The organism is Kitasatospora sp. NBC_01302 (assembly GCF_035976515.1).
GTDB lineage: Bacteria > Actinomycetota > Actinomycetes > Streptomycetales > Streptomycetaceae > Kitasatospora.
Map to the genome: position 1 here is coordinate 2,101,497 of NZ_CP108404.1, position 23,280 is coordinate 2,124,776.

Consider the following 23,280-nt stretch of genomic DNA (forward strand, 5'->3'; position numbering starts at 1 on the left):
GTCGCGGCGAGAGGCCACCGATGACCCGTCAGCCCCCCGACAGCCCGGACCTCCTGACGCCGCTGCCGGCGCCGGCCCCGCCCCCGCGGGAGACGCTGCCGACCGACCGGGTGGTCTTCGGGGTCAGCGCCGTGGTGGTGCTCGGCGTGGTCGGCTGGGGCGTCTTCGCCCAGAAGTCGCTGGGCCACGCGTCCAGCACCGCGCTCGGCTGGGTGCTGCACAACTTCGGCTGGCTCTTCGTGGTCGCCGCGGACGTCTTCCTGGTGCTGACCGTGCTGCTGGCGCTCAGCCGGTTCGGCCGGATCAGGCTGGGCCGCGACGAGGAGCGCCCCGAGTTCTCCACGCTGGCCTGGATCGCCATGATGTTCAGCGCCGGCATGGGCATCGGCCTGATGTTCTACGGCGTCGGCGAGCCGCTCCAGCTCTACGCCCAGCCGCAGCCCGGCTCCGGGCTGACCCCGCTGACCCCGGCGGCCGCCCGGTCCGCGCTGGAGTTCTCGCTCTTCCACTGGACCCTGCACCCGTGGGCGATCTACGCGGTCGGCGGCCTGGCGATGGCGTACACGACCTTCCGCAAGGGGCGGGGCAACCGGATCAGCGCGGCCTTCGTGCCGCTGCTCGGCGAGCGCCGGGCGAACGGCTGGGCGGGCAAGGGGATCGACCTGCTGGCGGTCTTCGCCACCGTCTTCGGCTCCGCGACCAGCCTCGGCCTGGGCGCGCTGCAGGTGGCCGACGGCCTGGGCTACATCTCCTCGGCGCAGAACTCCCGGCACCTGCAGCTGATCATCATCGGCTCGCTGACCGCCGCCTTCGTGCTCTCCGCCTTCTCCGGGGTGCACAAGGGGGTCAAGTGGCTGAGCACCGCCAACGTGGTGCTGGCCTCGGTGATCATGCTCTTCGTCTTCGTGGTCGGGCCGACCGTCTACGTGCTGGACGCCATCCCGGCCACCGTCGGCGGCTACCTCGCCGACCTGGTCACGATGGCCAGTCAGACCGGCGCCTTCACGGACGAGAAGTGGCTCGGGTCCTGGACCATCTTCTACTGGGCCTGGTGGCTCTCCTGGGCGCCCTTCGTCGGTACCTTCATCGCGCGCATCTCGCGCGGCCGCACGGTGCGCGAGTTCCTGGTCGGGGTGCTGCTGGTGCCCAGCGGGGCCACCGTGGTCTGGTTCTGCGTGATGGGCGGCACCGCGATCCGGCTGGACGCCACCGGGCGCGCGGACCTGGTGGCCACCATCCCGCAGGGTCCGGAGGCCTCGCTCTTCGCGATGATGAAGTCGCTGCCCTGGGGGTCGGTGAGCAGCGTGGTGTGCGTGCTCCTGGTCATGACCTACTTCATCACCAGCGCGGACTCCGCCTCGCTGGTGCTCGGCTCGCTCTCCAGCGGCGGCTCGCTGCACCCGCGCACCTGGCTGGTGGTGGTCTGGGGCGTGCTGATGGGCGGGGTGGCCGCCGCGCTGCTGCTGGCCGGCGGGCTGACGGCGCTGCAGAACGCCACCATCCTGGTCGCGCTGCCGTTCGTGGTGGTGATGCTCGGGCTCTGCCTGGCGCTGGTCAAGGAGCTGCGCCAGGACCCGTCGGCCGGGCCGCCGCGGTTCCACCCCGGGCACGGGCTGCGCGACGCGGTGCGGGTGGCGGTCGGCGACCCGCCGGACAAGGTGCCGGCCGGCCAGGCTCCCCCGTCCGGGTGAAGTAGCGCCGCCGTCGCGGCCGTTCTCCACCGCCCGCCGAGCGGGACCCGACCGGCCTGCGGTCGGCCGGGAGCCCGCTCCCGGGGCATCTGCCCAGGTGGGGGCGGGCCGTTTCGTGCCAAACCGCCGCATCCCGCCGGTGCGGCGTTCACCCGTGTGTCGTCATCGTTTAACACCCGACTGGAATGCTCGGACCATGGACGACTCGTTGCCGCCGCTCCGCCTCCCGGTGGAGCCCCTCCCCGCGGACTCCCCGGACGCACCGGACGCCGCACGCTTTCCGCTGCCCAAGCGCCACCGCCGCTACCTGGCCTGCGCCGCGGTGGCCGCCTCGGTCGCGCTCGGCACGCTCGGCGTGGGCGCGACCGTGGAGACCGTCCAGCACCACACCGCGGTGACCGCGGCGGCCCAGAGCCGCTGACGGGCCGGCCGGGAGGCGGTCAGCCCCGGGCGGCCAGCCGCTCGTCCAGCTCCGCGAGGTCGGTGACGAACCAGATCTGGCTCCCCCGGTCGCACTCGCGCACGAAGTCGCGCAGCGCCGAACTCTCCTCGGTCCACCGGGAGATGTCGCCGACCACGGCGACGTTGACCCGGTACTGCGCGAACTTCTGCAGCAGCTCGCCGGCCACGCCGGTGCGCAGCCGGAAGAAGTCCTGGTGCCAGCGCGCCACCGGCACCGCCACCCACTGCGCTTCGCCGCCGGCCGCGTCGCCGATCAGCTGCAGCGCGTCCGGGACGCCGGACACGGGATCCCCCTTCGGCTCGCAGACCAGCACGGCAGCACCGCTCATCCGATGGACCGTCATTCCCACTCAACCTCTCTGTCAGGGGCTTGAGATGTCCGCCGCCACCGCGCCGACCAGGCGCAGGATCTCGGCACTGTCCTCCGCGCCGCCCAGCACGATGATCTTCATGGTGCGGCGCGCCTCGTCGCGCACCGTCTCCACCCGCAACGGCACCCGGTCCGGGCGGTGGGCGACGGAGGCGTGCAGCAGGGTGGCGAGCCGGTCCATCGCGACGGCGTCGATGCCGTCGATCCGGACGATGCTCGACACCTCGACCTCCGCCGCCGCGGCGACGCCCGACCCCCCGGTCGCGACCTCGGCCGCACCGCCGGACGCGCCCTCGGTCTCGGCCACCGCCGTGGACCCGCCGGTGAACTCCGCCAGGTCCTGCGCCGCGATCCGGTACTGCTTGCCGATCCGGACGGCCTTGAGCCGCCCGTCCCTGATGTATGCGCGGACCGTGCGTACGTGCAGGCCGAGCAGGACGGCGACCTGGTCGACCGAGTACATCTGCGGCGCCATCTCCTGGGACCATCCTTCCCTAAACATCCCTATGCTGTCCAACCTCACGGCAGCATAGGGAGTGATAGGGAGGGATCGACGCAGGGGGTCAGCGACGGGAGTGGCGCCCGGTGCTCGGCTCGGTGCCCAGTTCGAGCCGCGCGGCGTAGCGGGCCGCGGGGGCGAGCAGCGTCCAGCCGCCGCGGGCGGCGCACGGCTCGCCGCCGGACGGAACGCTCGGCGCGCTCGGGGCGATCAGTCCCATCGCGTGCAGCAGGTCGAGCAGGTCGCGGCGGAAGGCGGCCCGGTCGGCCAGGTGCGCCCGGCGCCAGTGGGCGGCGCGCGGGTCGTGCCCGTGGTCCTCGGAGTCGTACTCGTCGGCCAGGTCCCCGAGGATCCCGTCTATCAGCGCCTCGGCGATCGGCACGCCCGCGGTCGCGGGCGCGGGCGGACGGGCGGCTGGCTCGTCCTCGGCGGGCAGCGGACGGAGCTCCTCCACCAGCCGTTCGACCAGCAGCAGTGCCACGTGCGCCAGCGGCCCCGGACCGGGGAACCGCAGGTCGGTCAGCTCGCCCGCCGGGTCGAGCAGCGCGATCCCCTCGCAGCGGATCTCGGCGGTCAGCCCGAGGAAGTCCGCGAGCATCGCCGCCTCGGCGGTGCGCGACTCCCACAGCCACTCCCGCTCCAGCGGGGTCAGGTCGGCCAGCAGCAGCGCCGGTGTCTCGACCAGCCGGCGGCGGACCGCGACCGGCACGGTGGTGCGCGGCGCCGGCGGGTCCTGCGGGCCCGGCGGGCGGCAGCCGGCCACCACGGCAGCGGCGAGTTCACGGTTGACGGTCAGCCAGGCGGCGGCGGGCGCCGCGGCTGCCGAGGGTATGGAGAGGGCGAGGACCTGCCACTCGGTGAGCAGCGCGATCGCCACGCCGACCGCCTCCGGATCCACGGCGAGGGGCTGCACCCCCGGCTCGGCGACGGCTTCGGCACCGCTCTCCCCCACCGCGGCGGCGCCGGGGTGCGCGACCTGGGCCGCCAGCTGCGCGGCGGGCCAGCGCGCCGGGCCGTCCAGCAGCACGGCGAGGGTCAGCGCCAGCGCGGCGTACTGCTCGGGGGTGCAGGGGCGGCCGTGCACGGTGAGGCGGCGCAGCGTGCCGGTGCCGAGCTCGGCCTTGCGCAACCGGGCGAAGGAGTCGGTGACGGTGAGCGGATAGCCGAGCTGCTCGGCGAAGCGCTCGGTGAGCCAGGCCGCGTGACGGCGGATCAGTCCGAAGGCCTGGGCGTGCGGGCCGGTGGCGGTGACCAGCGGGTGCGCGAGCAGCATCCGTGCGGCGGCCCGGCGTTCGGCCGAGAGCGCGTCGGCGCGGCGGCGGTCGGCGCCCTGCGGGAGTGCCGCGCCGGCCGGCGGCTCGGGCTTGCGGTGCCGGCCGGCGGCGGCGGAGGGGGCCGGTGCGGGGGCGATCGCGAGGCGGCGCCCGCGCCGGGCACGGGCCGGCGAGCCGCCCGACGGCGTCGCTCCGGCATGCTGACGGACCGTCGGGCCGTGCCACCAGCTGGCCTCGGCGAGGTCCGCGCAGGCCGGGGCAGGGGCGGTGCCGACGTGCCGGGCACCGTAGAGGCCGAAGGCGTTGGCGAACAGGTCGTGGGCCTGGTCGGGGGTGGCGGCGGCGAAGCACCGGGCGAGCTCGCGCAGCCCCTCGGTGAGGTCGGCTCCGCCCCCGGCCGCCGGGCGCCGCCGCTCGGGCTCGATCGGCTGCCAGTCCGTCAGGGTCAGTGTCACCTCGCCCCCGTAGGCCGGCTGCGGGCCGGGGCCCGCTTCGGTGCCGCCGCCGGAGGACGGCGGGGGCGTGGCAGCGGTGGGCGGCCTGGTGCCGTCGGAAGGGAGGGTCAGCAGGTCACCAGCGCCGGTGGGTGGATCGGTCCCCTCCAGCCCTCCGCCCCCGCCCACGCGCCCCTCCGCCGTGCTGTCCCGCGGCCGTGTGCCGCGCGGCTCGTCCGTCCCGCTCGATCGTGTCGGGAGACAGCCTAAGACACCGGAGTGAGGTGGCGGCGCAGCCTCGGAGAGTCGGCGGGCAGTTGGGGCAGGGCAAGCCCTGGCGCGATACCGAACAGGCGGGACCGCTAGGATGACCGCGGTTACGCGCGGGTAACCCGGTCTTCCGGTGTCCGCCCCGGTCGCCTATCGTGCCGGGCATGCTGAACCTGACGACGACCGCAACCGCCCGCCGGGCCCCTGCGCTCCGGGCCCCGCGCCGGACCCGCGGTCTGCTGACCGCCTTCGCCGCGACCGCCGCCACGCATCTGGGCTCGCTGCTGACGGAGGCCAAGGTGGTCGAGCAGGTCACCAAGCCCGCCCTGATGCCCCTGCTCGCCACCCACGCCGTCAGCTCGGCGGCGCCGGACCGCGCGCCCCGGCTGCTCACCCCCGCGCTGCTGGCCAGCGCCGCCGGGGACGCACTGCTCCAGGTGGACAGCGAGCCGGCGTTCCTGGCCGGCATGGGCGCCTTCGCCGCGGCACACATCTGCTACGTGACGATGTTCGCCAAGCAGGGTGCGCTGACGGACCGTCGGCGCACCGCGCTGGTGGCGGCCGGGTACGCGCTGGCCTGGGCGGTGATGATCAGCCAGCTCTGGCCCGGGCTCGGGGAACTGAAGGCGCCGGTGGCGGGCTACAGCCTGCTGCTCGCCGCCACCGCCGTGGCCTCGGCGGGCCTGGGCCGGCGCGGCGGGCTCGGCGGCGCGCTCTTCCTGCTCTCCGACACGCTGATCGCCACCCGCCTGGCCGGCTGGCGCGAGCTGCCCGGACACGAGTTCTGGATCATGTCGACCTATCTGCTGGCCCAGTACCTGCTCGCCACCGCCGCCCTGAAGTCCGCCCAGGACTGAGGCCCCGTCCTACAGGTCGAGGTCCACCACCACGGGCGTGTGGTCGGAGGTGCCCTTGCCCTTGCGCGCCTCGCGGTCGACGTAGGCGTCGGTCACCGCCGCCTCGAAGGCCGGGTTGCCGTAGACCAGGTCGATCCGCATGCCGCGGTTCTTCGGGAAGGCCAGCTGGCGGTAGTCCCAGTAGGTGTAGGGCCGGTCGTACTTGAGCGGGCGGGGCATGACGTCCGCCAGGCCCGCCTCGCGCAGCTCGGCCAGCGCGGCGCGCTCCAAGGGCGTGACGTGGGTGGCGCCCTCGAAGTCGGCGAGGTCGTAGACGTCCTCGTCGCTCGGCGCCACGTTGAAGTCGCCGAGCACGGCGAACGGGCGCCCGCCGGCCGCGTCCGCCCGCACCGAGTCGCGCAGCGTGGTGAGCCAGTCGAGCTTGTAGCGGAAGTGGGCGTGGCCGACCTCGCGGCCGTTGGGCACGTAGACCGACCAGACCCGCACCGGGCCGCAGGTGGCGGCGATGGCGCGCGGCTCGATCACCGGGAGCATCGCGTCGTCGGCCAGGTAGCCCGGCTGCTCGGGCAGGTCGCGCACCACGTCCTCGAAGCCGATCCGGGAGACGATGGCCACCCCGTTCCACCGCCCGGTGCCGTGGGCCTCGGTCTCGTAGCCGAGGGCGCGCACCTCCTCGTAGGGGAACGCGTCCGCGGCGCACTTGAGCTCCTGCAGGCAGAGCACGTCGGGCTTCGCGCTCTCCAGCCACTCCAGGAGCTTGGGCAGCCGCGCGGTGACGGAGTTGATGTTCCAGGTGGCGATGCGGACGGTCACGACCAGGCCTTCCAGCAGGTACGGGCGGCGGATGCCGGGCCTGGCACCCGCCCCCGAAGATACCGTCCGGCACCGACAGCACCGCCCACCGTCGAGATCCGGCCCGCACCCGCCGGGCCGAGCGCCCGCGGATAGCGCGACGGGGTGAACCCCGGCGCCGCGCGCGGGCGGGGCAGGGCCGGTCCGCCGCACCCGCGACAAGCTGGTGCGAGGGCCGGTCCACCCGGACGGCCGCCGGAGCGGAGACGAGGTGCGGATCGCATGCGGCTGCGGCGACCGGGGGAGCAGGGCGGGCCCGACCTGGGCCGGGCCGCCGAGCGGAGCGCCGTCGCCCTGGACGGACGGCTGCCGTTCCTGGACGCCGCCAAGGGGCAGCTGCGCAAGGTCTTCCCCGACCACTGGTCCTTCCTGCTCGGCGAACTGGCCCTGTACAGCTTCGTCCTGCTGCTGCTCACCGGCGTCTACCTGACCTTCTTCTTCAAGCCCGCGATGGGCGAGGTGGTCTATGCCGGCAGCTACGCGCCGCTGCGCGGGATCCGGATGACCGAGGCCTACGCCAGCACCCTGGACATCAGCTTCGAGGTGCGCGGCGGGCTGCTGGTGCGGCAGATCCACCACTGGGCCGCGCTGGTCTTCGTGGCCGCGATCGGCGCGCACCTGCTGCGGATCTTCTTCACCGGCGCCTTCCGCCGGCCGCGCGAGGTCAACTGGCTGATCGGCCTGACGCTCTTCCAGCTCGCCCTGGTGGAGGGCTTCGCCGGCTACTCGCTGCCCGACGACCTGCTCTCCGGCACCGGGCTGCGCACCGCGCAGGGCTTCATGCTGGCCGTCCCGCTGGTGGGCAGCTACCTCGCGTTCTTCGCCTTCGGCGGCGAGTGGCCCGGCACCGACATCGTCTCGCGGCTGTACACCACGCACATCCTGCTGCTGCCCGGCCTGCTGGTCGCCCTGGTGACGGCCCATCTGATCCTGGTCTACCACCTCAAGCACACCCAGTGGGCGGGCCCTGGGCGCACCGAACGCAACGTGGTCGGCAAGCCGATGTTCCCGCAGTTCGCCACCCAGACCGCCGGGCTGCTGGCGATGGTCTGCGGGGTGATCGCGGCGCTCGGGGCGCTGGCGCAGATCAACCCGATCTGGAAGTACGGCCCCTACCGGGCCGACCAGGCCTCCACCGACGCCCAGCCGGACTGGTACATGGGCTTCCTGGAGGGTGCGCTGCGGCTGATGCCGGGCACCGAGACCCGGCTGTGGGGCCACACCATCGCGTGGAACCCGCTGCTGCCCGCGGTGGTCCTCCCGCTGGTGCTCTTCGGGGCGCTCTACGCCTACCCCTTCCTGGAGCAGTGGATCACCGGCGACCACGGCGAGCGGCACCTGTGCGACCGCCCCCGCGACCGCCCGGCCCGCACCGCGGTGGGGGTGGCCGCGATGACGGCGTACGTGGTGCTGCTGCTGGCCGGTGGGCAGGACGTGCTGGCGCTGGTCCTGCACCTCTCGGTGGACTCGGTGGACTGGGTGCTGCGGGTGGCGCTCTTCGTCACCCCGGTGTTCGCCTTCTGGCTCACCCGCCGTCTCTGCCTGGCGCTGCAGGCGGGTGACCGCGACCGCTTCACCGGCGGCTCGGCGCCCACCGGGTTCGTCCGCCAGTCGGTCGAGGGCGGCTACGAGGGCGAGCAGCGGGCGCTGACCCCGGTGCAGCGCCATGCGCTGACCTTGTACGACCGCCCGGCGCCCGTGCGCGCCACCGGCCGCGGGCCGGGGCCGCGGCTGCGCGCGGCGCTCAGCCGCTGGTACTACCGCGACCGGATCGAGCTGCCGGGGGCACCGGAGAGCGAGCGGGAGTGAGCCCGCCCCTGCCGGCGGACCCGCTCAGCGCTCGGCGCGGCTGCGCTTGACGGTGCGGAAGCGGCGGGCGACGGCGCGGGCCAGGTCGGCGGCGCCGATCAGGCCGGCCTCGTTGCCGAGGGCGGCACGGGTGAGCTCGGCCTCGGGACGGAAGCCGCGGCCGGTCAGGGTGCGGCGGAAGGCGTCCTGGGCGGGGGCGAGCAGCAGGTCGCCGGCGGCCGAGACACCGCCGCCGATCACGAACCGGCCCGGGTCCAGCGCGGCGGCCAGGTTGGCCAGGCCCACACCCAGCCAGGTGCCGATGTCGTGCAGCAGCTCCACCGCCATCGGGTCGCCGGCCTGGGCGGCCTCGGTGACCAGCGGCCCGGTGATCGCCGTCACCTCGCCGCCGGCCCGGGCCAGCAGCGGCTGGGCCACCGGCGACTCGGCCACCGCCAGTTCGCGGGCCTCGCGCACCAGCGCGTTGCCCGAGGAGTACTGCTCCCAGCAGCCCCGGTTGCCGCACGGGCAGCGGTGCCCGCCGGGGACCACCTGCATGTGGCCGAACTCGCCGGCCAGCCCGTAGCGGCCCCGGTCCACGTAGCCGTGGCGCACCACCGCGCCGCCGATCCCGGTGCCCAGGGTGATCATCACCAGCAGGTCCTCGCCCCGGCCCGCGCCGAAGCGCCACTCGGCCCAGGCGGCGGCGTTCGCGTCGTTCTCGACCACCACGGGGAACTTCAGCCGGTCGCTGAGCGCCTCGCGCAGCGGCTCGTCGCGCCAGTTCAGGTGCGGGGCGAAGAGCACCCGGGAGCGGTCGTGGTCCACCCAGCCGGCCGCGCCGATGCCCACCGCGTGCACGTCGTGCCGGTCGGCCAGCTCCAGCACCAGCTCGACGATGACGTCCTCGACCACCTTGGGGCTCTTGCTCTTGTGCGGGGTCTCGGTGCGCAGCTGCTCGACGATCTTCCCCTCGCCGTTCACCACCCCGGCCACCACCTTGGTGCCGCCGATGTCGATGCCGATGGTCGGCAGCCGCAGCACGCCGGCCGGAAGGGTGCGGCGGCGGTCGGCGCCGTACCGGTCGAACCGGCGCTGACCGAGGCCCCGCTGGCCGAGGCCGAGCAGCGCGGGGAGGACGGGTTGGCCGGTGCGGCCGTTGGGCTGGGTCACGTTGGAACGATACGCCGCGCCGATCATCCGGGCGCGGGGTGAGACGCGGGTCCGGGCCACGCTCAGGCAGATGTCAGACTAGGAGGCCGGAACACGGCGAACGCCCAGCTGCACGTGATCTTCCTCTCAGGTTCCGGTCAGCTACGCACGAAACCGGGCACACGTTCACGCCGTCGTTCTTGTATACGTCCACCCCCGCACGTCGTTAGGCACCGGGCATCCCCAGGTCCGGGTGGCCGCAGTAATTCGGATACGAGAGTCATTGATGCAACTGACAGGCCAGCCCTTCCTGATCCTCACGATCATCCTGGTACCGGTGTCACTCCTGGTGACCCTGGTGCTCTGGGGGCGGGTCGGGGGTCCCAAGCCGGTCCAGTTCCTGGCCCGCTTGGTGATGCTGCTGTTCTGCCAGGTGACGGCGGTGGCCATGATCTTCGTGATGGTCAACAACGCCAACATGATCTACGGCAGCTGGGACGACCTGCTGGGTGACGGCGGCCACATCAGTTCGGTGCCCAACGTGCCGACGGCCGCGGTGGCCGGGGCGAACGGCGCGGGCGCGAACGGGCAGCCCGGCCAGCCCGGCAACGACGCCGCCAAGCCCGCCCGCGCCAAGGTGATCCAGCAGTTCAAGCCGGTGGACGACCCGCTGGTGCCCAAGGACGTGCAGACCACCGACCTGAAGGGCACGGTCTCCGGGGTCGACGGCGAGGTCAACGTCTGGCTGCCGCCGCAGTACAACGACCCGGCGTACAAGAACACCAACTTCCCGGTGGTCGAGCTGTTCCCGGGCTTCCCCGGGTCCTCGAAGACCTGGTTCGGCTCGCTGAAGGTCTCCGAGCAGCTGGCGCCGCTGATGAAGTCCGGCCAGGTCACCCCGTTCATCCTGATCTCGCCGCGCACCCAGCTGATCAGCACCACGGTCGACACCGGCTGCGCCAACGTCCCGGGCAAGGTCAACGCCGACACCTGGCTCTCCACCGACGTGCCGCAGATGATCCTGGACAACTTCCGGGCCGACCCCTCGCCGAACGGCTGGGCGGTGGGCGGCTTCTCCGCCGGGGCGGCCTGCGCCGACCGGATGGCGCTGCTGCACCCCGACCGCTACCGCGCCGCGGTCAGCCTCTCGGGCTACAACGAGCCGAGCAGCCTGTCCTCCTCGCTCACCGCGAAGGACCCGCACCTGAACGAGATCTCCAACCCGCTCTACATCCTCAAGCACGCCGCGACCCCGCCGAACGTCGCGCTCTACCAGAGCGGCGACAAGGGCGACGGCTACGAGGACGGGCAGGCGCTGGCCGCCGCCGCCAAGCCGCCGACGACGGTGAAGGTGCTGCTGACCACCGGTCCGCACACGCCCTCGCTGTGGCGCCCGATGGTGCCGGACGTCTTCAAGTGGCTGACCACGATCATCCCGGCGCCCAAGCCCGCCTCCTGACGAGCTGACGAGCTGACGAGCTGACGGCACCGAACGCTCAGGCCCCGGACCGAATGGTCCGGGGCCTGAGGCGACTGTGCAGCCGACAGCCGGTCAGGCCAGCTCCAGGGCCAGGTAGAAGTCCACCCGGTCCTCCAGCCGGGACAGGTCACGCCCCGTCAGCTCCTCGATCCGCCCGATCCGGTAGCGCAGTGTGTTCACGTGCACGTGCAGCTGGGCGGCGCAGCGGGTCCAGGAGCCGTCCGAGCGCAGGAAGGCCTCCAGGGTGCGCACCAGGTCGGCCTGGTGCTCGATGTCGTAGGCGATCACCTTGTCCAGCAGCCGGCTGCGGAAGGCGCGGCGCACCTCGTCGGGCACCGCGGCCAGCAGCAGCACGTGCGAGGCGAGCTCCTCGGGGCCGGCCACGCAGACCCGGCCGACCCGGGCGGCGGCGATCCGGCGCGCGTGCCGGGCCTCCTCCAGCGCGCCGCGCAGGCCGCCGGCCTCCAGCGCGGGGGCCGAGACGCCGAGGGTGATCCGGCCGGCCGAGCCGAGTCCGGCCTCCAGCGGGCCGAGCAGCTCGCGCAGCGCGTCGGCGGGCACCGCGGCCGCCGGCGCGGGCAGCACCACCACCGCGCCGGTGCCGGCGCCGGCCACCAGCGCGCGGTCCGAGGTGCCGGTCAGCGCCTCCTCCAGGATCGAGCGCACCGCTCCCTCGGGCAGGCCGGTCCCCTCGGCGCTGAGCACCAGCCAGGAGCCCTCCGGCGCCACCGGCTCCGGCTCGGCGCCCTCGTAGCGGGCGGCCATCGCCGAGGAGGCGTACAGGGCGCGGCTGATCTCGCCCGGGTCGGCGTCGCGCTGCAGCAGCGTCAGCACCTCGTCGGCGATCCGGCGGCGCAGCCGGCGGCCCTCGTCGCGGCGGTCGCGCTCGGCGGCGACCAGGCGGGCCAGGTTCTCGGCCAGCTGCTGGCGCTTGGTGGTCCACTCGGTGACGTCGCCGGCGATCGCGAGCACCCAGTCCGACAGGGCCGTGCCCTCCTCGGGGCGGGAGGTGGCGGGCAGCAGCGAGTAGGCGCCGGAGGCCAGCCGGGCCCGGTGCGGGGGGCGGCGGCGCTGGCGCTGGGCGGCCAGGTGGGCGCGGACCAGCTGGTCGCGGTCCTCGGCGCTCAGGTGCTCGACCGGGCCGGCGATCACCCGCCCGGTGGGGGTGAGCACCCAGCAGTCCAGGTCCAGGTCCCCGCCGAGCAGGTCGAGCACCGCGTCCAGCCCGCCGCCGCCGGCCGCCGAGACGAGCATCCGGTGCCGGTCCACCAGGGCGGCCAGGTCGGCGGCGCGGTCGGCGGAGACCTGGCGGCCGATGAACTCGGTCAGGGTGGAGAAGGCGATGTCGTCGGGGACGGCCAGCAGCGGCATCCGGTGCCGGCGGCAGGCCTCGATCAGGTCCTCGGGGACCGGCCCGACCTCGGCCTCGCCGGCCGCCAGCGCCACCGCCCCGCCGGCCGCCAGCGTGCGCACGAAGCGCTCGGAGTCCTCGGGCGCGGTGCGCCAGAGCATGCCGGTGAGCACCAGTTCACCGCCGTGCAGGTAGCGGCCCGGGTCGTGCAGGTCCGTGGTCATGACACCGCTGACCTGACGGTCGAGCTCCTCCTCGGCGGCAAGCAGCCGCAGCCTCGGGGCGCCGGGGGCGAGCAGGTCACGGACACGCATCCGCAGACTCCTTCGTCTGAACTGGGGGCGGGTTACTGGGTGGTAGCCGGTCAGGGGTCGCGATGGCAGGGGGTCGGGCGAACGGCGACGGTGACCGTCCGCGCGGGTCGGGGGGTCACCATATGCCCGAATCCCGGGCCTTCGGCGATATGTCTCAGCACTGTGCGGGGTCACGGGGTGTCGCCGGGCCGTCACGGCCGGATCACGGCCGGACGGGGCGGTTGGCAAACCGCTCAGCAGCGCATTCGTCGTCCTTAGAGGAACGTACAGGATGCCGGGCGGACCCGGCGCGCGGGCTTCATGCCATCGGTGACTGCCTGCGGGCCCCGGGTCGGCGGTTCACTGGCCACACGCCGCCGGACACACCCCGGTGACCAGGACAAGACGCCCCGGCAACGCCGGGGTGACCGCTTCCGCTCTTCGGAGGTTGGGGGGACCGTACGGCCGCGTCGCAGGGCGCGGCCGTACGGTCCCCGGGGCACAGTGCCCAAAGGTTCGATCGGCGACGACTTGAGGAGACACCCGCATGGAGTTCCTGCGGCCCGCAAGCTGGGACGAGGCGCTCGCGGCGAAGGCTGAGCACCCGACCGCGCTGCCCATCTCGGGCGGCACGGATGTGATGGTCGAGATGAACTTCGACGTCCACCGGCCATCCGCGCTGCTCGACCTGAACCGCGTCACCGAGCTGACCGAGTGGTCGATCACCGACGGCGTGGTCAGGCTCGGGGCCGCCGTGACGTACGCCCGGATCATCGCCGAGCTGGCCGGCCCGCTGCCGGGCCTGGCGCTGGCCTCGCACACCGTCGGCTCGCCGCAGATCCGCAACCGCGGCGGCGTCGGCGGGAACCTCGGCGGTGCCTCCCCCGCCGGCGACGCGCACCCCGCGCTGCTGGCCGCCGGCCGCGACGTCTTCGTGGAGGCCGCCTCGGTGCGCGGCACCCGGCTGATCCCGATCGACGAGTTCTACCTCGGGGTCAAGCGCAACAGCCTGGAGAAGGACGAGCTGATCCGCGCCGTGCACATCCCGGTGGCGGACGGCCCGCAGCAGTTCTCGAAGATCGGCACCCGCAACGCGATGGTGATCGCGGTCTGCGCCTTCGGTTTCGCGCTGCACCCCAAGAACCGCACCGTCGGCACCGGCATCGGCTCGGCCGCCCCCACACCGCGCCGCGCGGTGGAGGCGGAGGAGTACCTGCAGGGCGTGCTGACCGAGCGCGGCCTGTGGGAGTCGGGCGAGCTGCTGGGCGCCGAGGTGACCCAGCGGTTCGGCGAGCTGGTCAAGGCCGCCGCCTCCCCGATCGACGACGTCCGCGGCACCGCCGACTACCGCCGGCACTCGCTGGCCGTGATGGCGCGGCGCACCCTCACGTGGACCTGGAACGACTACAGCAAGCAGATCAGGAGCGCGGCATGAGGGTGACTTTCACCGCCAACGGCAAGCCGGTCGAGGCGGACGACGTGTGGGAGGGCGAGAGCCTGCTCTACGTGCTGCGCGAGCGGGTCGGCCTGCCGGGTTCGAAGAACGCCTGCGAGCAGGGCGAGTGCGGCTCGTGCACGGTCTACCTGGACGGCACGCCGGTCTGCTCCTGTCTGGTGGCGGCCGGCCAGGTGCAGGACCGCGAGGTGCGCACGGTCGAGGGCCTGAGCGAGGAGAACGGCGAACTGGGCCTGGTCCAGCAGGCGTTCATCGACGCCGGGGCCGTGCAGTGCGGCTTCTGCACCCCGGGTCTGCTGGTGCAGACCGACGCGCTGCTCGACCGCGCCCCGCAGCCCAGCGACACCGACATCCGCGAGGCGCTGAGCGGCAACCTGTGCCGCTGCACCGGCTACGAGAAGATCATGGACGCGGTGCGGCTCGCCTCCGCCCGCAAGTGCCAGAAGGTGGGGACGGCCGAATGACCACACGGACGATCCGGGGGCAGAAGAACCTCCAGGACATCACCACCGGCTCCCCGCACGGCATCGGCGGCTCCCCGCTGCGGCCGGACGGCACGCTGAAGGTCAAGGGCGAGTTCGCCTACTCCTCGGACATGTGGCACGAGGACATGCTCTGGGGCATGGCGCTGCGCTCGCCGCACCCGCGCGCCACCATCCTCTCGGTGGACATCTCCGAGGCGCTGAAGACCCCGGGCGTCTACGCGGTGCTGACCCACGAGGACATCCCGGGCTCCAAGTACTACGGCCTGGAGATCCAGGACCAGCCGGCGCTGGCGATCGACAAGGTCCGCTACCACGGCGAGGCGATCGCGCTGGTGGCCGCCGACCACCCGGAGACCGCCCGCCGCGCGGTGAAGAAGATCAAGGTCGAGTACGAGGTGCTCACCCCGATCACCACCGAGGAGCAGGCGCTCAACCCCGAGCTCAACGGCTACGTGCACGAGCCGCACGAGTACAAGTCGCACGCCTCCGGCAACATCTGCCACAGCCAGAAGCTGGTCCACGGCCAGGGCGTGACCGAGGAGGTCAAGGCGCTGGCGGACGTGGTGGTGCGCGGCGAGTACGAGGTCGGCATGCAGGACCAGGCCTTCCTCGGCCCGGAGTCCGGCCTCGCGGTGCCCGCCGAGGACGGCGGCATCGACCTCTACGTCGCCACCCAGTGGCTGCACGTGGACCGCCAGCAGATGGCCCCGGTGCTCGGCCTGCCCGAGGAGAAGGTGCGCCTGACGCTGGCCGGCGTCGGCGGCGCCTTCGGCGGCCGCGAGGACCTGTCGATGCAGATCCACGCCTCGCTGCTGGCCCTGCGCACCGGCAAGCCGGTCAAGATCGTCTACTCCCGCGACGAGTCCTTCTTCGGCCACGTGCACCGCCACCCGGCGAGGATGACCTACGAGCACGGCGCCACCCGGGACGGCAAGCTGGTCTACGCGGACGTGCGCCTGGTGCTGGACGGCGGCGCCTACGCCTCCGCCTCGCCCGCCGTGGTCGGCAACGCGGCCTCGCTGGGCAACGGCCCGTACAACATCCCGAACGTGCGGATGGAGGCCATCGCCCTCTACACCAACAACCCGTCCTGCGGGGCGATGCGCGGCTTCGGCGCGGTGCAGGCCTGCTTCGGCTACGAGTCGCAGATGGACAGGCTCGCCGCCGAACTGGGCATGGACCCGGTGGAGCTGCGGCAGTTGAACGCGATGTCGGAGGGCGACTACATGCCCACCGGGCAGCAGATCGACTCCCCCGCGCCGGTGGCCGAACTGCTGCAGCGGGTCAAGGACATGCCGCTGCCGCCGCCGCTGGACCTGGCCAACCTGGACATCCGCGAGCTGCCCGGCGCGCTGTCGAACACCTCGCACGGCGAGGGCATCGTGCGCGGCATCGGCTACTCGGTGGGCATCAAGAACGTCGGCTTCTCCGAGGGCTTCGACGACTACTCCACCGCCCGGGTGCGCCTGGAGGTGATCGGCGGCGAGCCGGTGGCCATGGTGCACACCGCGATGGCCGAGGTCGGCCAGGGCGGGATCACCGTGCATGGCCAGATCGCCCGCACCGAGCTGGGCGTGGAGAAGGTCACCATCCACCCGGCCAACACCGAGGTCGGCTCGGCCGGTTCCACCTCTGCCTCGCGCCAGACCTACATGACCGGCGGCGCGGTCAAGCTCGCCGCCGAGGCGGTCAAGCAGGCGCTGATCGCCAAGGGCCGCAAGCGCTACGGCTGGACGCACCCCGACCTGGACCTGGTCGGCGGCAAGGTGGTCTCCGCCTCGCAGGGCGCGCTGGTCTCGATGGTCGACCTGCTCGGCGACGAGGCGATCGACCTGACCCGCGAGCACCACCACCGCCCCACCGTCCCGTTCGACAAGGAGACCGGGCAGGGCTTCGGCCACGTCCAGTACACCTTCTGCGCCAACCGCGCGGTGGTGGACGTGGACGTGGACCTGGGCCTGGTCAAGGTGGTCGAGCTGACGGCGGCCCAGGACGTCGGCAAGGCGCTCAACCCGCTCTCGGTGATCGGCCAGATCCAGGGCGGCTGCACCCAGGCGCTGGGCCTGGCGGTGATGGAGGAGATCATCGTGAAGGACGGCAAGGTGCGCAACGCCTCCTTCACCGACTACCTGATCCCCACCATCCTCGACGTGCCGCCGATCCCGGTGGACATGCTCGAACTGCCCGACCCCAACGCCCCGTACGGGCTGCGCGGAGTCGGCGAGGCGCCCACGGTCTCGGCCACCCCCTCGATCGTGGCCGCCATCCGGCAGGCCACCGGCATCGCCCTCAACCGGATCCCGGTCCGGCCCGAGCACCTCACCGGGACGCTCTGATCCCGGTGCCCGACCTCCCCGGGGCGGCGGACCGTCTTCCCCCGCCGCTCCGGGGCGCACCACCAGGAAGTACCCCGTGCACCACCATTCCGCTGCCTCTCCCACGCCGGGGCTCTGCAGCGGTGCGCACCACCCCACGCACCGCAGGCACCACAGAGTGCACCTCGTGAGTCGAACAGTCCCCCTCGGCGGTCGCCCCTACTGACCGTCCCAGGTCGGCTCGCCCACCCCAACCCCCTTTGAACCTTGGGAGTGGACATGTCCCGGATCCCCACGGAGCCAGACACCACCGAAAGAATCCCCGCCCAGGCCGGCACCCCCACCTCGGCCTCGGGCGGTTCGAACAACGCTCTGGACAGGTACTTCAAGATCTCCGCGCGCGGCTCGACCTTCGGCAACGAGATCCGCGGCGGCCTGACCACCTTCATGGCGATGGCCTACATCGTCCTGCTCAACCCGCTCATCCTGAGCGGCGCCGACGTCACCGGCGCCAAGCTCGGCCACGCCCAGCTCACCACCGCGACGGCGCTCGCCGCCGCCGTCACCACGATCCTGATGGGCGTGGTGGGCAACGTGCCGCTGGCGGTCGCCGCCGGCCTGTCGGTCTCCGGGGCGGTCTCCGCGCTGGTGGTACCGCACACCACCTGGGCCCAGGCCTTCGGCCTCTGCGTCATCTACGGCCTGCTGATCGTGCTGCTGGTGGTCTCCGGACTCCGCGAGAAGATCATGAACGGCATCCCGCTGCCGCTCAAGCACGCGATCACCATCGGGATCGGCCTGTTCGTCTCGCTGATCGGCCTGCACAAGGCCGGCTTCGTGCAGAGCGGCGGGCCCACCCTGGTCTCGCTCGGCCCCGAGGGCGAGCTGACCGGCTGGCCGGTGGTCTGCTTCGCCGTGACGCTGCTGATCATCTTCGTGCTGCTGGCCCGCAACGTGCGCGGCGCCATCCTGATCGGCATCGCCTCGGGCACCGTCCTCGCCTTCGTGGTCAACGCGGTCGGCCACGTCCCCGCCAAGGCCTGGGGCAGCGCGCCGCCGGTCTGGCCGGGCAGCCCGGTCGCCGCACCCGACTTCGGCCTGGTCGGCCACATCGACCTGTTCGGCGCCTTCGGCTCCAAGGGCATGGGCGCGATCAGCGCCTCGGTCGCGGTCTTCACCCTGGTGCTGGCAGGGTTCTTCGACGCGATGGCCACCATCATCGGGGTCGGCACCGAGGCCGGCCTGGCCGACGAGCAGGGCCGGATGCCCGGCCTGTCCAAGGCGCTGTTCATCGACGGCGCCGGCGGCGCGATCGGCGGCCTGTTCGGCGCCTCGGGCCAGACGGTCTTCGTCGAGTCGGCCACCGGTGTCGGTGAGGGCGCCCGGACCGGGCTGGCCTCCGCGGTCACCGGCGGTGTCTTCGCGCTGATGCTCTTCTTCTCCCCGCTGGCCGGCATCGTGCCGGTCGAGGTCGCCTCCGCCGCGCTGGTCGTGATCGGCTCGATGATGATGAGTCAGGCCCGGCACATCGACTGGGCCGACCGCGACGTGGCCATTCCGGCCTTCCTGACCTGCACGATGATGCCGTTCACCTACAGCATCACTGCGGGTGTCGCCTCCGGTGTGATCTCCTACACGGTGATCAAGGCCGGCAAGGGCAAGTGGCGCGAACCGGGTCCGCTGATGTGGATCCTGACCGCCGTCTTCGTCCTGTACTTCGCGCTCACACCGGTCAAGGAGTGGCTGGGGGTCCGCTAGGCGTGGTGCGGGGGGGGAGCCGACCGGCCGCCCGCACCACGCCGCCGTCACCTCCGCCACCACCCGCCCGCCGGACCACCGCCAGCCCCTCGACACCACCGATAGGAGCCACGGACATGCAGGACATCGCCGAGCAGTTGCAGGCCTGGCACGCCTCCGGGCGCTCCTTCGCGGTGGCCACCGTGGTCGGCGTCTCCGGCAGCGCGCCGCGCGACCCGGGCGCGGCGCTGGCCGTGGACGCGGACGGCGAGGCCCTCGGCAGCGTCTCCGGCGGCTGCGTGGAGGGCGCGGTCTACGAGCTGTGCCGGGAGGCGATCGCATCCGGGCAGCCGGTGCTCGAACGGTTCGGCTACAGCGACGAGGACGCCTTCGCCGTCGGGCTGACCTGCGGCGGGATCCTGGACGTCTTCGTCCAGCCGGTGGTGCCCGGGGCGGACGCCGGGCTGGACGCCGGCATCACCTACATCGCCTCCGGCACCCCGGTCGCACTGGTCCGGCTGATCGAGGGGCCCACCGCGCTGCTCGGCGCCACCGTCGCGGTGACCGCCGACAGCCACCACAGCACCCTCTCCCCCGGCGGGCCCGCGACCACCGCAGCGCTGGAGCGCTCGGTGGTCGCCGAGGCCCGCGCGCTGCTGGACGCCGGCAAGACCGCCAAGGTCACCCTGGCGCTGGACGGCCGCCCCTGTGACCCGACGGCCGCGAGCACCGTCACCTTCTTCGTCGAGTCCTACGTCCCCAAGCCGCGGATGCTGGTCTTCGGCGCGATCGACTTCGCCGCCGCCGTGGTGCGGATCGGCAAGTTCCTCGGCTACCGGGTGACCGTCTGCGACGCCCGCCCGGTCTTCGCCACCGCGCGGCGCTTCCCCGAGGCCGACGAGGTGGTGGTCGACTGGCCGCACCGCTACCTGGACGCCCAGCTCACCGCACCCGGCGGCGCCGGCGGCCTGGACGGCCGCACGGTGCTGTGCGTGCTGACCCATGACGCCAAGTTCGACATCCCGCTGCTGGAGCGCGCGCTGCGGCTGCCGGTCGGCTTCGTCGGCGCGATGGGCTCGCGCCGGACCCACCTGGACCGCAACGCGAAGCTGCGCGAGGCGGGCCTGAGCGAGGCCGAGATCGCCCGGCTCCGCTCGCCGATCGGCCTGGACCTCGGGGCCAGGACGCCCGAGGAGACCGCCGTCGCGGTGGCCGCCGAGATCGTCGCCAGCCGGCGCGGCGGCGGCTGCCTGCCGCTGTCGGCCGGCTCGGGCCCGATCCACCACGACCTGGAGCGCGCCGACCCGGGCAAGCGCCGCCGGGCCGCCTGACACCCCGTCAATCCCCAGCAAGCTCACAGGAACGCCGCCTCCTGCGGCGATGGCGCACACTGATCCCGTCCGGCACCCGCTGCCGGGCGGGATCGTGCGTGTTCCGACCCGCAGAGAGTGGATGATGGCTCGGTGCAAAACGCAGATCAGTTCGGGTACGCCGACGCCGTCGGTCCGCCACCGGCCCCACCGACCGCTCCCGCCGAGGGGCCCGACGGTGCGCAGGACCCCGGGCAGCCGGAGCGGCTCGGGCAGGCGGTGCGGGCCGCGCAGGCCGGTGACGAGGAGGCGTTCCGGGAGGTCTTCCGGACCGTACAGCCGCCGCTGCTGCGCTACCTGCGGGTGCTGGTCGGCGGGGACGGCCCGCTCGCCCCGGACGCCGAGGACATCGCCTCCGAGACCTGGCTGCAGATCGCCCGGGACCTGCACACCTTCCACGGCGACGGCGACGGGTTCCGGGGCTGGGCCGCCACCATCGCGCGCCACCGGGCGCTGGACCACCTGCGGGCCCGGCGCCGGCGACCGACCGCCGAGCTGCCGGAGGAGTACCTGACCGAGCTGCCCGCGCGGGACGACACCGAGGGCAGCGCGCTGGCCACCGTCGGGACCCAGCAGGCGCTGGCGCTGATCGCCCGGCTGCCCAAGGACCAGGCCGAGGCGGTGCTGCTGCGGGTGGTGCTGCAGCTGGACGCGGAGAGCGCGGCCGAGGTCCTCGGCAAGCGGGCCGGCAGTGTGCGGATGGCCGCCCACCGGGGCCTGCGCAGGCTCGCCAAACTGCTGGAATCCCCGGGCGCCGTGCCCGTGCCACGCGGTCCGTCGAAACGGCTCGAAAAAAAATCCGCCGAAGGTGTGACACCAGCCGGAGCCTCGACGCTGAAGGACATGAGATGAGCACCAACCGATCCCGTCGGATCGACCGCGACGCCGCCGAGCACCTGCTGGGCGGCGCGGCGGACGCTTCGCCGGACGGTCCGGGCGCCCTCTTCGGACTGCTCGCCGCCGCGGCCGCTCCTGCGACCGCGGACGAACTGGCCGGGGAGGAAGCGGCGGTCGCCGCGTTCCGGGAGGCCGCTCGGCTCACGTCCCACCCGTCCGCGTCCCAGCTGTCCACGTCCCGCTCGTCCGCATCCCTTCCGTCCACCTCCCGGAGGCGCCCGATGGCCGCTTGCGTACCGCAGGGGTTCCGCGTTCCCACGCGGTTCCTCGGTGCCAAGGCCGTGGTCGCGGCGTTCGCGGTGACGGCGATCGGCGGGGTCGCGGTGGCGGCCGGGACGGGGCACCTGCCCGCGGCGCTGGGCGGTTCCGGCCACTCGGCGCCCGTCGACAGCGTGGCCGCCACCGGATCGGCCTCGCCCGCTCCGGCCGGCCGCCGCGGCGGCCAGGAGCAGTCCGCGCGGCCGGGCTCGGGACCGGGCTCCGCCGGCTCGACCTCCGTCGGGCCGACCTCCAGCGGACCGGTGGCCGAACGGCCGCTGCCCGGCGGCTCGGCCGGGACTCCGGGCGCGGCGTCGGCCGGGCCATCGGGTGGGGCTTCGGCCTCGCCGGGCGCCCCGGGCGGGGCCTCGGCAGGCCAGGGCGACGGCGCGGCGAGCACCAGGCCCGGCAGCTCCGCTCCGCCCGGCAGGGCCGTCCCGGGCGCCCCTGGCGGGTCGGGGCTCTCCGCCCTGTTGCAGCCGCTCTGCCGGCTGTGGCCGGGCGACGGCCAGCCGGGGACCGGCGACTCCCGGTTCGAGCCGCTGACGCGCGCGGCGGGCGGCTCGAACCGGGTACGGGCGTACTGCGCCGCGCTGCCGGGCTCCGGCCAGGGCGGCGGCCAGGCCCCGACCCCGGGCCAGGTCCAGCCGGGCGGCCGGGACACTCCCGGCGCCTCCCCCGTTCCCGTACCGCTGCCCGGCGCTCCCACGCCGGCGCGCACGCCGGACGGCGGGGACAACCGCGGCCCCGTCCCGCCGGGGCAGGACAGCGGTGGCGGCAACGGCCACAGGAGGCAGTGAGCCGCAGCGAAGGATGCGGTACCCCCTCAGACTCCGGGACGGTGGTGGCTTCCCCGGGCACGCCACCTTCCCGGAACTCCGGCGGCCCTGACTGTGCATGAGCTCGGTCGCCGGCCTCGACGGGGTGACGGACTCCCCCGGGTCCGTCACCCCGCGGTACGAGTCTGGGCCCGGCAAGGTTGGGGTCGGCCGGGCCGGGCCCAGGCTCTTCGTCGCAACTCCCCGGCATCTGCCGGTCCGCCGTGGCGCTCACGCCCTGGATGAACGGCGAGGACCTGGCCGCCGGTCCCGGCCGCCTCGCGGCTCACCGATTCTGCACCGCCCCTGCACCGGCCGCCTGCCCCACGCGGCCCGCTGACCGGCGCAGTTCGGAATCCTCCCATGAGTCCGACACAGTCTCGGCACACTTCCGGGTGACCATTGGTCGCCCTACGTGTAGGGTGCGAGGGACGGTCGAACGGCGGTGCGTTTGACCGAAGTTGTGAAGTTCCGGGGGGAATGTTGTCATGCGCTTGACATAGACCGTTCATCCGACTTCCCTTCCTCACGACGCGGAGACCCGATGGCCAACCCCCTCCTCCACCGCCCCGGTTCGACCGGGGAGCACCTGCTGCAGGAGGCCTACGGCTCCACGGAGCGCGCCGATCGCTTCTACCGCGAACAGGTGCTGGACCACCTCAACCCGCGGATGCGGGAGTTCGTCGCCCGCCAGGAGATGGCCTTCGTCGCCACCTCCGACGCGAAGGGCGAGTGCGACACCAGCTTCCGGGCCGGGCCGCCCGGGTTCCTGCACGTGATCGACCCGCACACGCTGGCCTACCCCGAGTACCGGGGCAACGGCGTGATGGCGAGCCTGGGCAACATCAGCGAGAACGGCCATGTCGGCCTGCTGCTGGTGGACTTCGTCCACGACGTGATCGGCCTGCACATCAACGGACGGGCCCGGGTGCTGACGGACGCCCAGTTGCGCCCGTACGTCCCCGGCCTGCCGCTGGAGACGATCCCGGGCCGGCGCGCCGAGCACTGGGTCCTGGTCGACATCGACGAGGCCTATCTGCACTGCGCCAAGCACATCCCGCGGTTCGTCCCCGCACCGCGCACCCGTTCCTGGGGCACCGACGACACCCGACGCAAGGGCGGCGACTTCTTCGGCGCCAAGGAAACCAGCCAACACGTCCTCTGACGGAGC

General features: G+C 73.5%; 19 protein-coding genes. 13 read left to right on the plus strand and 6 right to left on the minus strand.

What is annotated here, in order from left to right; translation table 11 throughout:
- Positions 1–20: 20 nt before the first annotated feature.
- The gene (locus OG294_RS08520; RefSeq protein WP_327065819.1) at positions 21–1,691 is read left to right on the plus strand and encodes a BCCT family transporter; all 1,671 of its coding nucleotides are present in this window, start codon (positions 21–23) and stop codon (positions 1,689–1,691) included.
- Between the two features lie 196 nt (positions 1,692–1,887).
- Positions 1,888–2,112, plus strand: a complete 225-nt coding sequence (locus tag OG294_RS08525) for a hypothetical protein (RefSeq protein ID WP_327065820.1) — start codon at positions 1,888–1,890, stop codon at positions 2,110–2,112.
- A gap of 19 nt (positions 2,113–2,131) precedes the next feature.
- On the opposite strand, the gene OG294_RS08530 is transcribed toward OG294_RS08525, so the two are convergent.
- The 3 genes from OG294_RS08530 to OG294_RS08540 form a co-directional block, all read right to left on the minus strand.
- The gene (locus OG294_RS08530) at positions 2,132–2,482 is read right to left on the minus strand and encodes a DUF4180 domain-containing protein (RefSeq protein WP_327065821.1); all 351 of its coding nucleotides are present in this window, start codon (positions 2,480–2,482) and stop codon (positions 2,132–2,134) included.
- A 33-nt stretch (positions 2,483–2,515) separates the two neighbouring features.
- A complete protein-coding gene (locus OG294_RS08535; RefSeq protein ID WP_327065822.1) occupies positions 2,516–2,998 on the minus strand; it encodes a helix-turn-helix domain-containing protein in 483 nt (160 codons plus the stop codon).
- Positions 2,999–3,086: 88 nt separating this feature from the next.
- Positions 3,087–4,919 carry a DUF2398 family protein gene (locus tag OG294_RS08540; RefSeq protein WP_327065823.1) on the minus strand — a complete coding sequence of 611 codons (1,833 nt, stop codon included), beginning with the start codon at positions 4,917–4,919 and terminating at the stop codon, positions 3,087–3,089.
- Positions 4,920–5,164: 245 nt separating this feature from the next.
- On the opposite strand from OG294_RS08540, the gene OG294_RS08545 reads away from it, so the two are divergent.
- Complete coding sequence (locus OG294_RS08545; RefSeq protein ID WP_327065824.1) at positions 5,165–5,857, plus strand: lysoplasmalogenase; 693 nt, start codon at positions 5,165–5,167, stop codon at positions 5,855–5,857.
- Positions 5,858–5,866: 9 nt separating this feature from the next.
- On the opposite strand, the gene OG294_RS08550 is transcribed toward OG294_RS08545, so the two are convergent.
- Complete coding sequence (locus OG294_RS08550) at positions 5,867–6,670, minus strand: exodeoxyribonuclease III (protein ID WP_327065825.1); 804 nt, start codon at positions 6,668–6,670, stop codon at positions 5,867–5,869.
- Between the two features lie 261 nt (positions 6,671–6,931).
- On the opposite strand from OG294_RS08550, the gene qcrB reads away from it, so the two are divergent.
- Positions 6,932–8,518 carry a cytochrome bc1 complex cytochrome b subunit gene (qcrB, locus tag OG294_RS08555; protein ID WP_327065826.1) on the plus strand — a complete coding sequence of 529 codons (1,587 nt, stop codon included), beginning with the start codon at positions 6,932–6,934 and terminating at the stop codon, positions 8,516–8,518.
- A gap of 24 nt (positions 8,519–8,542) precedes the next feature.
- Here the strand turns inward: qcrB and OG294_RS08560 are convergent, their stop codons facing one another.
- Positions 8,543–9,625: an ROK family glucokinase gene (locus OG294_RS08560; protein ID WP_442789319.1), complete on the minus strand. Its 1,083-nt coding sequence runs from the start codon at positions 9,623–9,625 to the stop codon at positions 8,543–8,545.
- 310 nt (positions 9,626–9,935) lie between these two features.
- Between OG294_RS08560 and OG294_RS08565 the strand changes: the two genes are divergently transcribed.
- A complete protein-coding gene (locus tag OG294_RS08565; RefSeq protein WP_327065828.1) occupies positions 9,936–11,108 on the plus strand; it encodes an alpha/beta hydrolase in 1,173 nt (390 codons plus the stop codon).
- A gap of 93 nt (positions 11,109–11,201) precedes the next feature.
- Here the strand turns inward: OG294_RS08565 and OG294_RS08570 are convergent, their stop codons facing one another.
- A complete protein-coding gene (locus OG294_RS08570) occupies positions 11,202–12,794 on the minus strand; it encodes a PucR family transcriptional regulator (RefSeq protein ID WP_327065829.1) in 1,593 nt (530 codons plus the stop codon).
- 526 nt (positions 12,795–13,320) lie between these two features.
- On the opposite strand from OG294_RS08570, the gene OG294_RS08575 reads away from it, so the two are divergent.
- The 8 genes from OG294_RS08575 to OG294_RS08610 all read left to right on the plus strand — a co-directional run bounded on the left by OG294_RS08575 (position 13,321) and on the right by OG294_RS08610 (position 23,274).
- Positions 13,321–14,208: an FAD binding domain-containing protein gene (locus tag OG294_RS08575; protein WP_327065830.1), complete on the plus strand. Its 888-nt coding sequence runs from the start codon at positions 13,321–13,323 to the stop codon at positions 14,206–14,208.
- Positions 14,205–14,693 (plus strand): (2Fe-2S)-binding protein, encoded by a 489-nt coding sequence (locus tag OG294_RS08580; protein ID WP_327065831.1) that lies wholly within the window; start codon positions 14,205–14,207, stop codon positions 14,691–14,693. The genes OG294_RS08575 and OG294_RS08580 overlap by 4 nt, the downstream gene beginning before the upstream one ends.
- Positions 14,690–17,050, plus strand: coding sequence for a xanthine dehydrogenase subunit D (gene pucD, locus OG294_RS08585; protein WP_327065832.1), 2,361 nt, complete (start codon positions 14,690–14,692; stop codon positions 17,048–17,050). The genes OG294_RS08580 and pucD overlap by 4 nt, the downstream gene beginning before the upstream one ends.
- 258 nt (positions 17,051–17,308) lie before the next feature.
- Positions 17,309–18,787 (plus strand): NCS2 family permease, encoded by a 1,479-nt coding sequence (locus OG294_RS08590; protein WP_327065833.1) that lies wholly within the window; start codon positions 17,309–17,311, stop codon positions 18,785–18,787.
- Between the two features lie 116 nt (positions 18,788–18,903).
- Positions 18,904–20,097, plus strand: a complete 1,194-nt coding sequence (locus OG294_RS08595) for an XdhC family protein (RefSeq protein WP_327065834.1) — start codon at positions 18,904–18,906, stop codon at positions 20,095–20,097.
- A gap of 258 nt (positions 20,098–20,355) precedes the next feature.
- A complete protein-coding gene (locus tag OG294_RS08600) occupies positions 20,356–20,988 on the plus strand; it encodes an RNA polymerase sigma factor (RefSeq protein WP_327071477.1) in 633 nt (210 codons plus the stop codon).
- Entirely contained in the window at positions 20,985–22,091 is a 1,107-nt protein-coding gene (locus OG294_RS08605; RefSeq protein WP_327065835.1) for a hypothetical protein, read from the plus strand. Before OG294_RS08600 ends, OG294_RS08605 begins: the two co-directional genes overlap by 4 nt.
- A gap of 562 nt (positions 22,092–22,653) precedes the next feature.
- Positions 22,654–23,274, plus strand: coding sequence for a pyridoxamine 5'-phosphate oxidase family protein (locus OG294_RS08610; RefSeq protein ID WP_327065836.1), 621 nt, complete (start codon positions 22,654–22,656; stop codon positions 23,272–23,274).
- Positions 23,275–23,280: the final 6 nt, after the last annotated feature.

Excerpts from the sequence above, each read along its gene's own strand:
- OG294_RS08525 (WP_327065820.1), top strand. The coding sequence starts at position 1,888 with ATGGACGACTCGTTGCCGCCGCTCCGCCTCCCGGTGGAGCCCCTCCCC.
- OG294_RS08565 (WP_327065828.1), top strand. The coding sequence starts at position 9,936 with ATGCAACTGACAGGCCAGCCCTTCCTGATCCTCACGATCATCCTGGTA.
- qcrB (WP_327065826.1), top strand. The coding sequence starts at position 6,932 with ATGCGGCTGCGGCGACCGGGGGAGCAGGGCGGGCCCGACCTGGGCCGG.
- OG294_RS08590 (WP_327065833.1), top strand. The coding sequence starts at position 17,309 with ATGTCCCGGATCCCCACGGAGCCAGACACCACCGAAAGAATCCCCGCC.
- OG294_RS08520 (WP_327065819.1), top strand. The coding sequence starts at position 21 with ATGACCCGTCAGCCCCCCGACAGCCCGGACCTCCTGACGCCGCTGCCG.
- OG294_RS08545 (WP_327065824.1), top strand. The coding sequence starts at position 5,165 with ATGCTGAACCTGACGACGACCGCAACCGCCCGCCGGGCCCCTGCGCTC.
- pucD (WP_327065832.1), top strand. The coding sequence starts at position 14,690 with ATGACCACACGGACGATCCGGGGGCAGAAGAACCTCCAGGACATCACC.
- OG294_RS08535 (WP_327065822.1), bottom strand. The coding sequence starts at position 2,998 with ATGGCGCCGCAGATGTACTCGGTCGACCAGGTCGCCGTCCTGCTCGGC.
- OG294_RS08570 (WP_327065829.1), bottom strand. The coding sequence starts at position 12,794 with ATGCGTGTCCGTGACCTGCTCGCCCCCGGCGCCCCGAGGCTGCGGCTG.
- OG294_RS08605 (WP_327065835.1), top strand. The coding sequence starts at position 20,985 with ATGAGCACCAACCGATCCCGTCGGATCGACCGCGACGCCGCCGAGCAC.
- OG294_RS08610 (WP_327065836.1), top strand. The coding sequence starts at position 22,654 with ATGGCCAACCCCCTCCTCCACCGCCCCGGTTCGACCGGGGAGCACCTG.
- OG294_RS08595 (WP_327065834.1), top strand. The coding sequence starts at position 18,904 with ATGCAGGACATCGCCGAGCAGTTGCAGGCCTGGCACGCCTCCGGGCGC.
- OG294_RS08530 (WP_327065821.1), bottom strand. The coding sequence starts at position 2,482 with ATGAGCGGTGCTGCCGTGCTGGTCTGCGAGCCGAAGGGGGATCCCGTG.
- OG294_RS08580 (WP_327065831.1), top strand. The coding sequence starts at position 14,205 with ATGAGGGTGACTTTCACCGCCAACGGCAAGCCGGTCGAGGCGGACGAC.
- OG294_RS08575 (WP_327065830.1), top strand. The coding sequence starts at position 13,321 with ATGGAGTTCCTGCGGCCCGCAAGCTGGGACGAGGCGCTCGCGGCGAAG.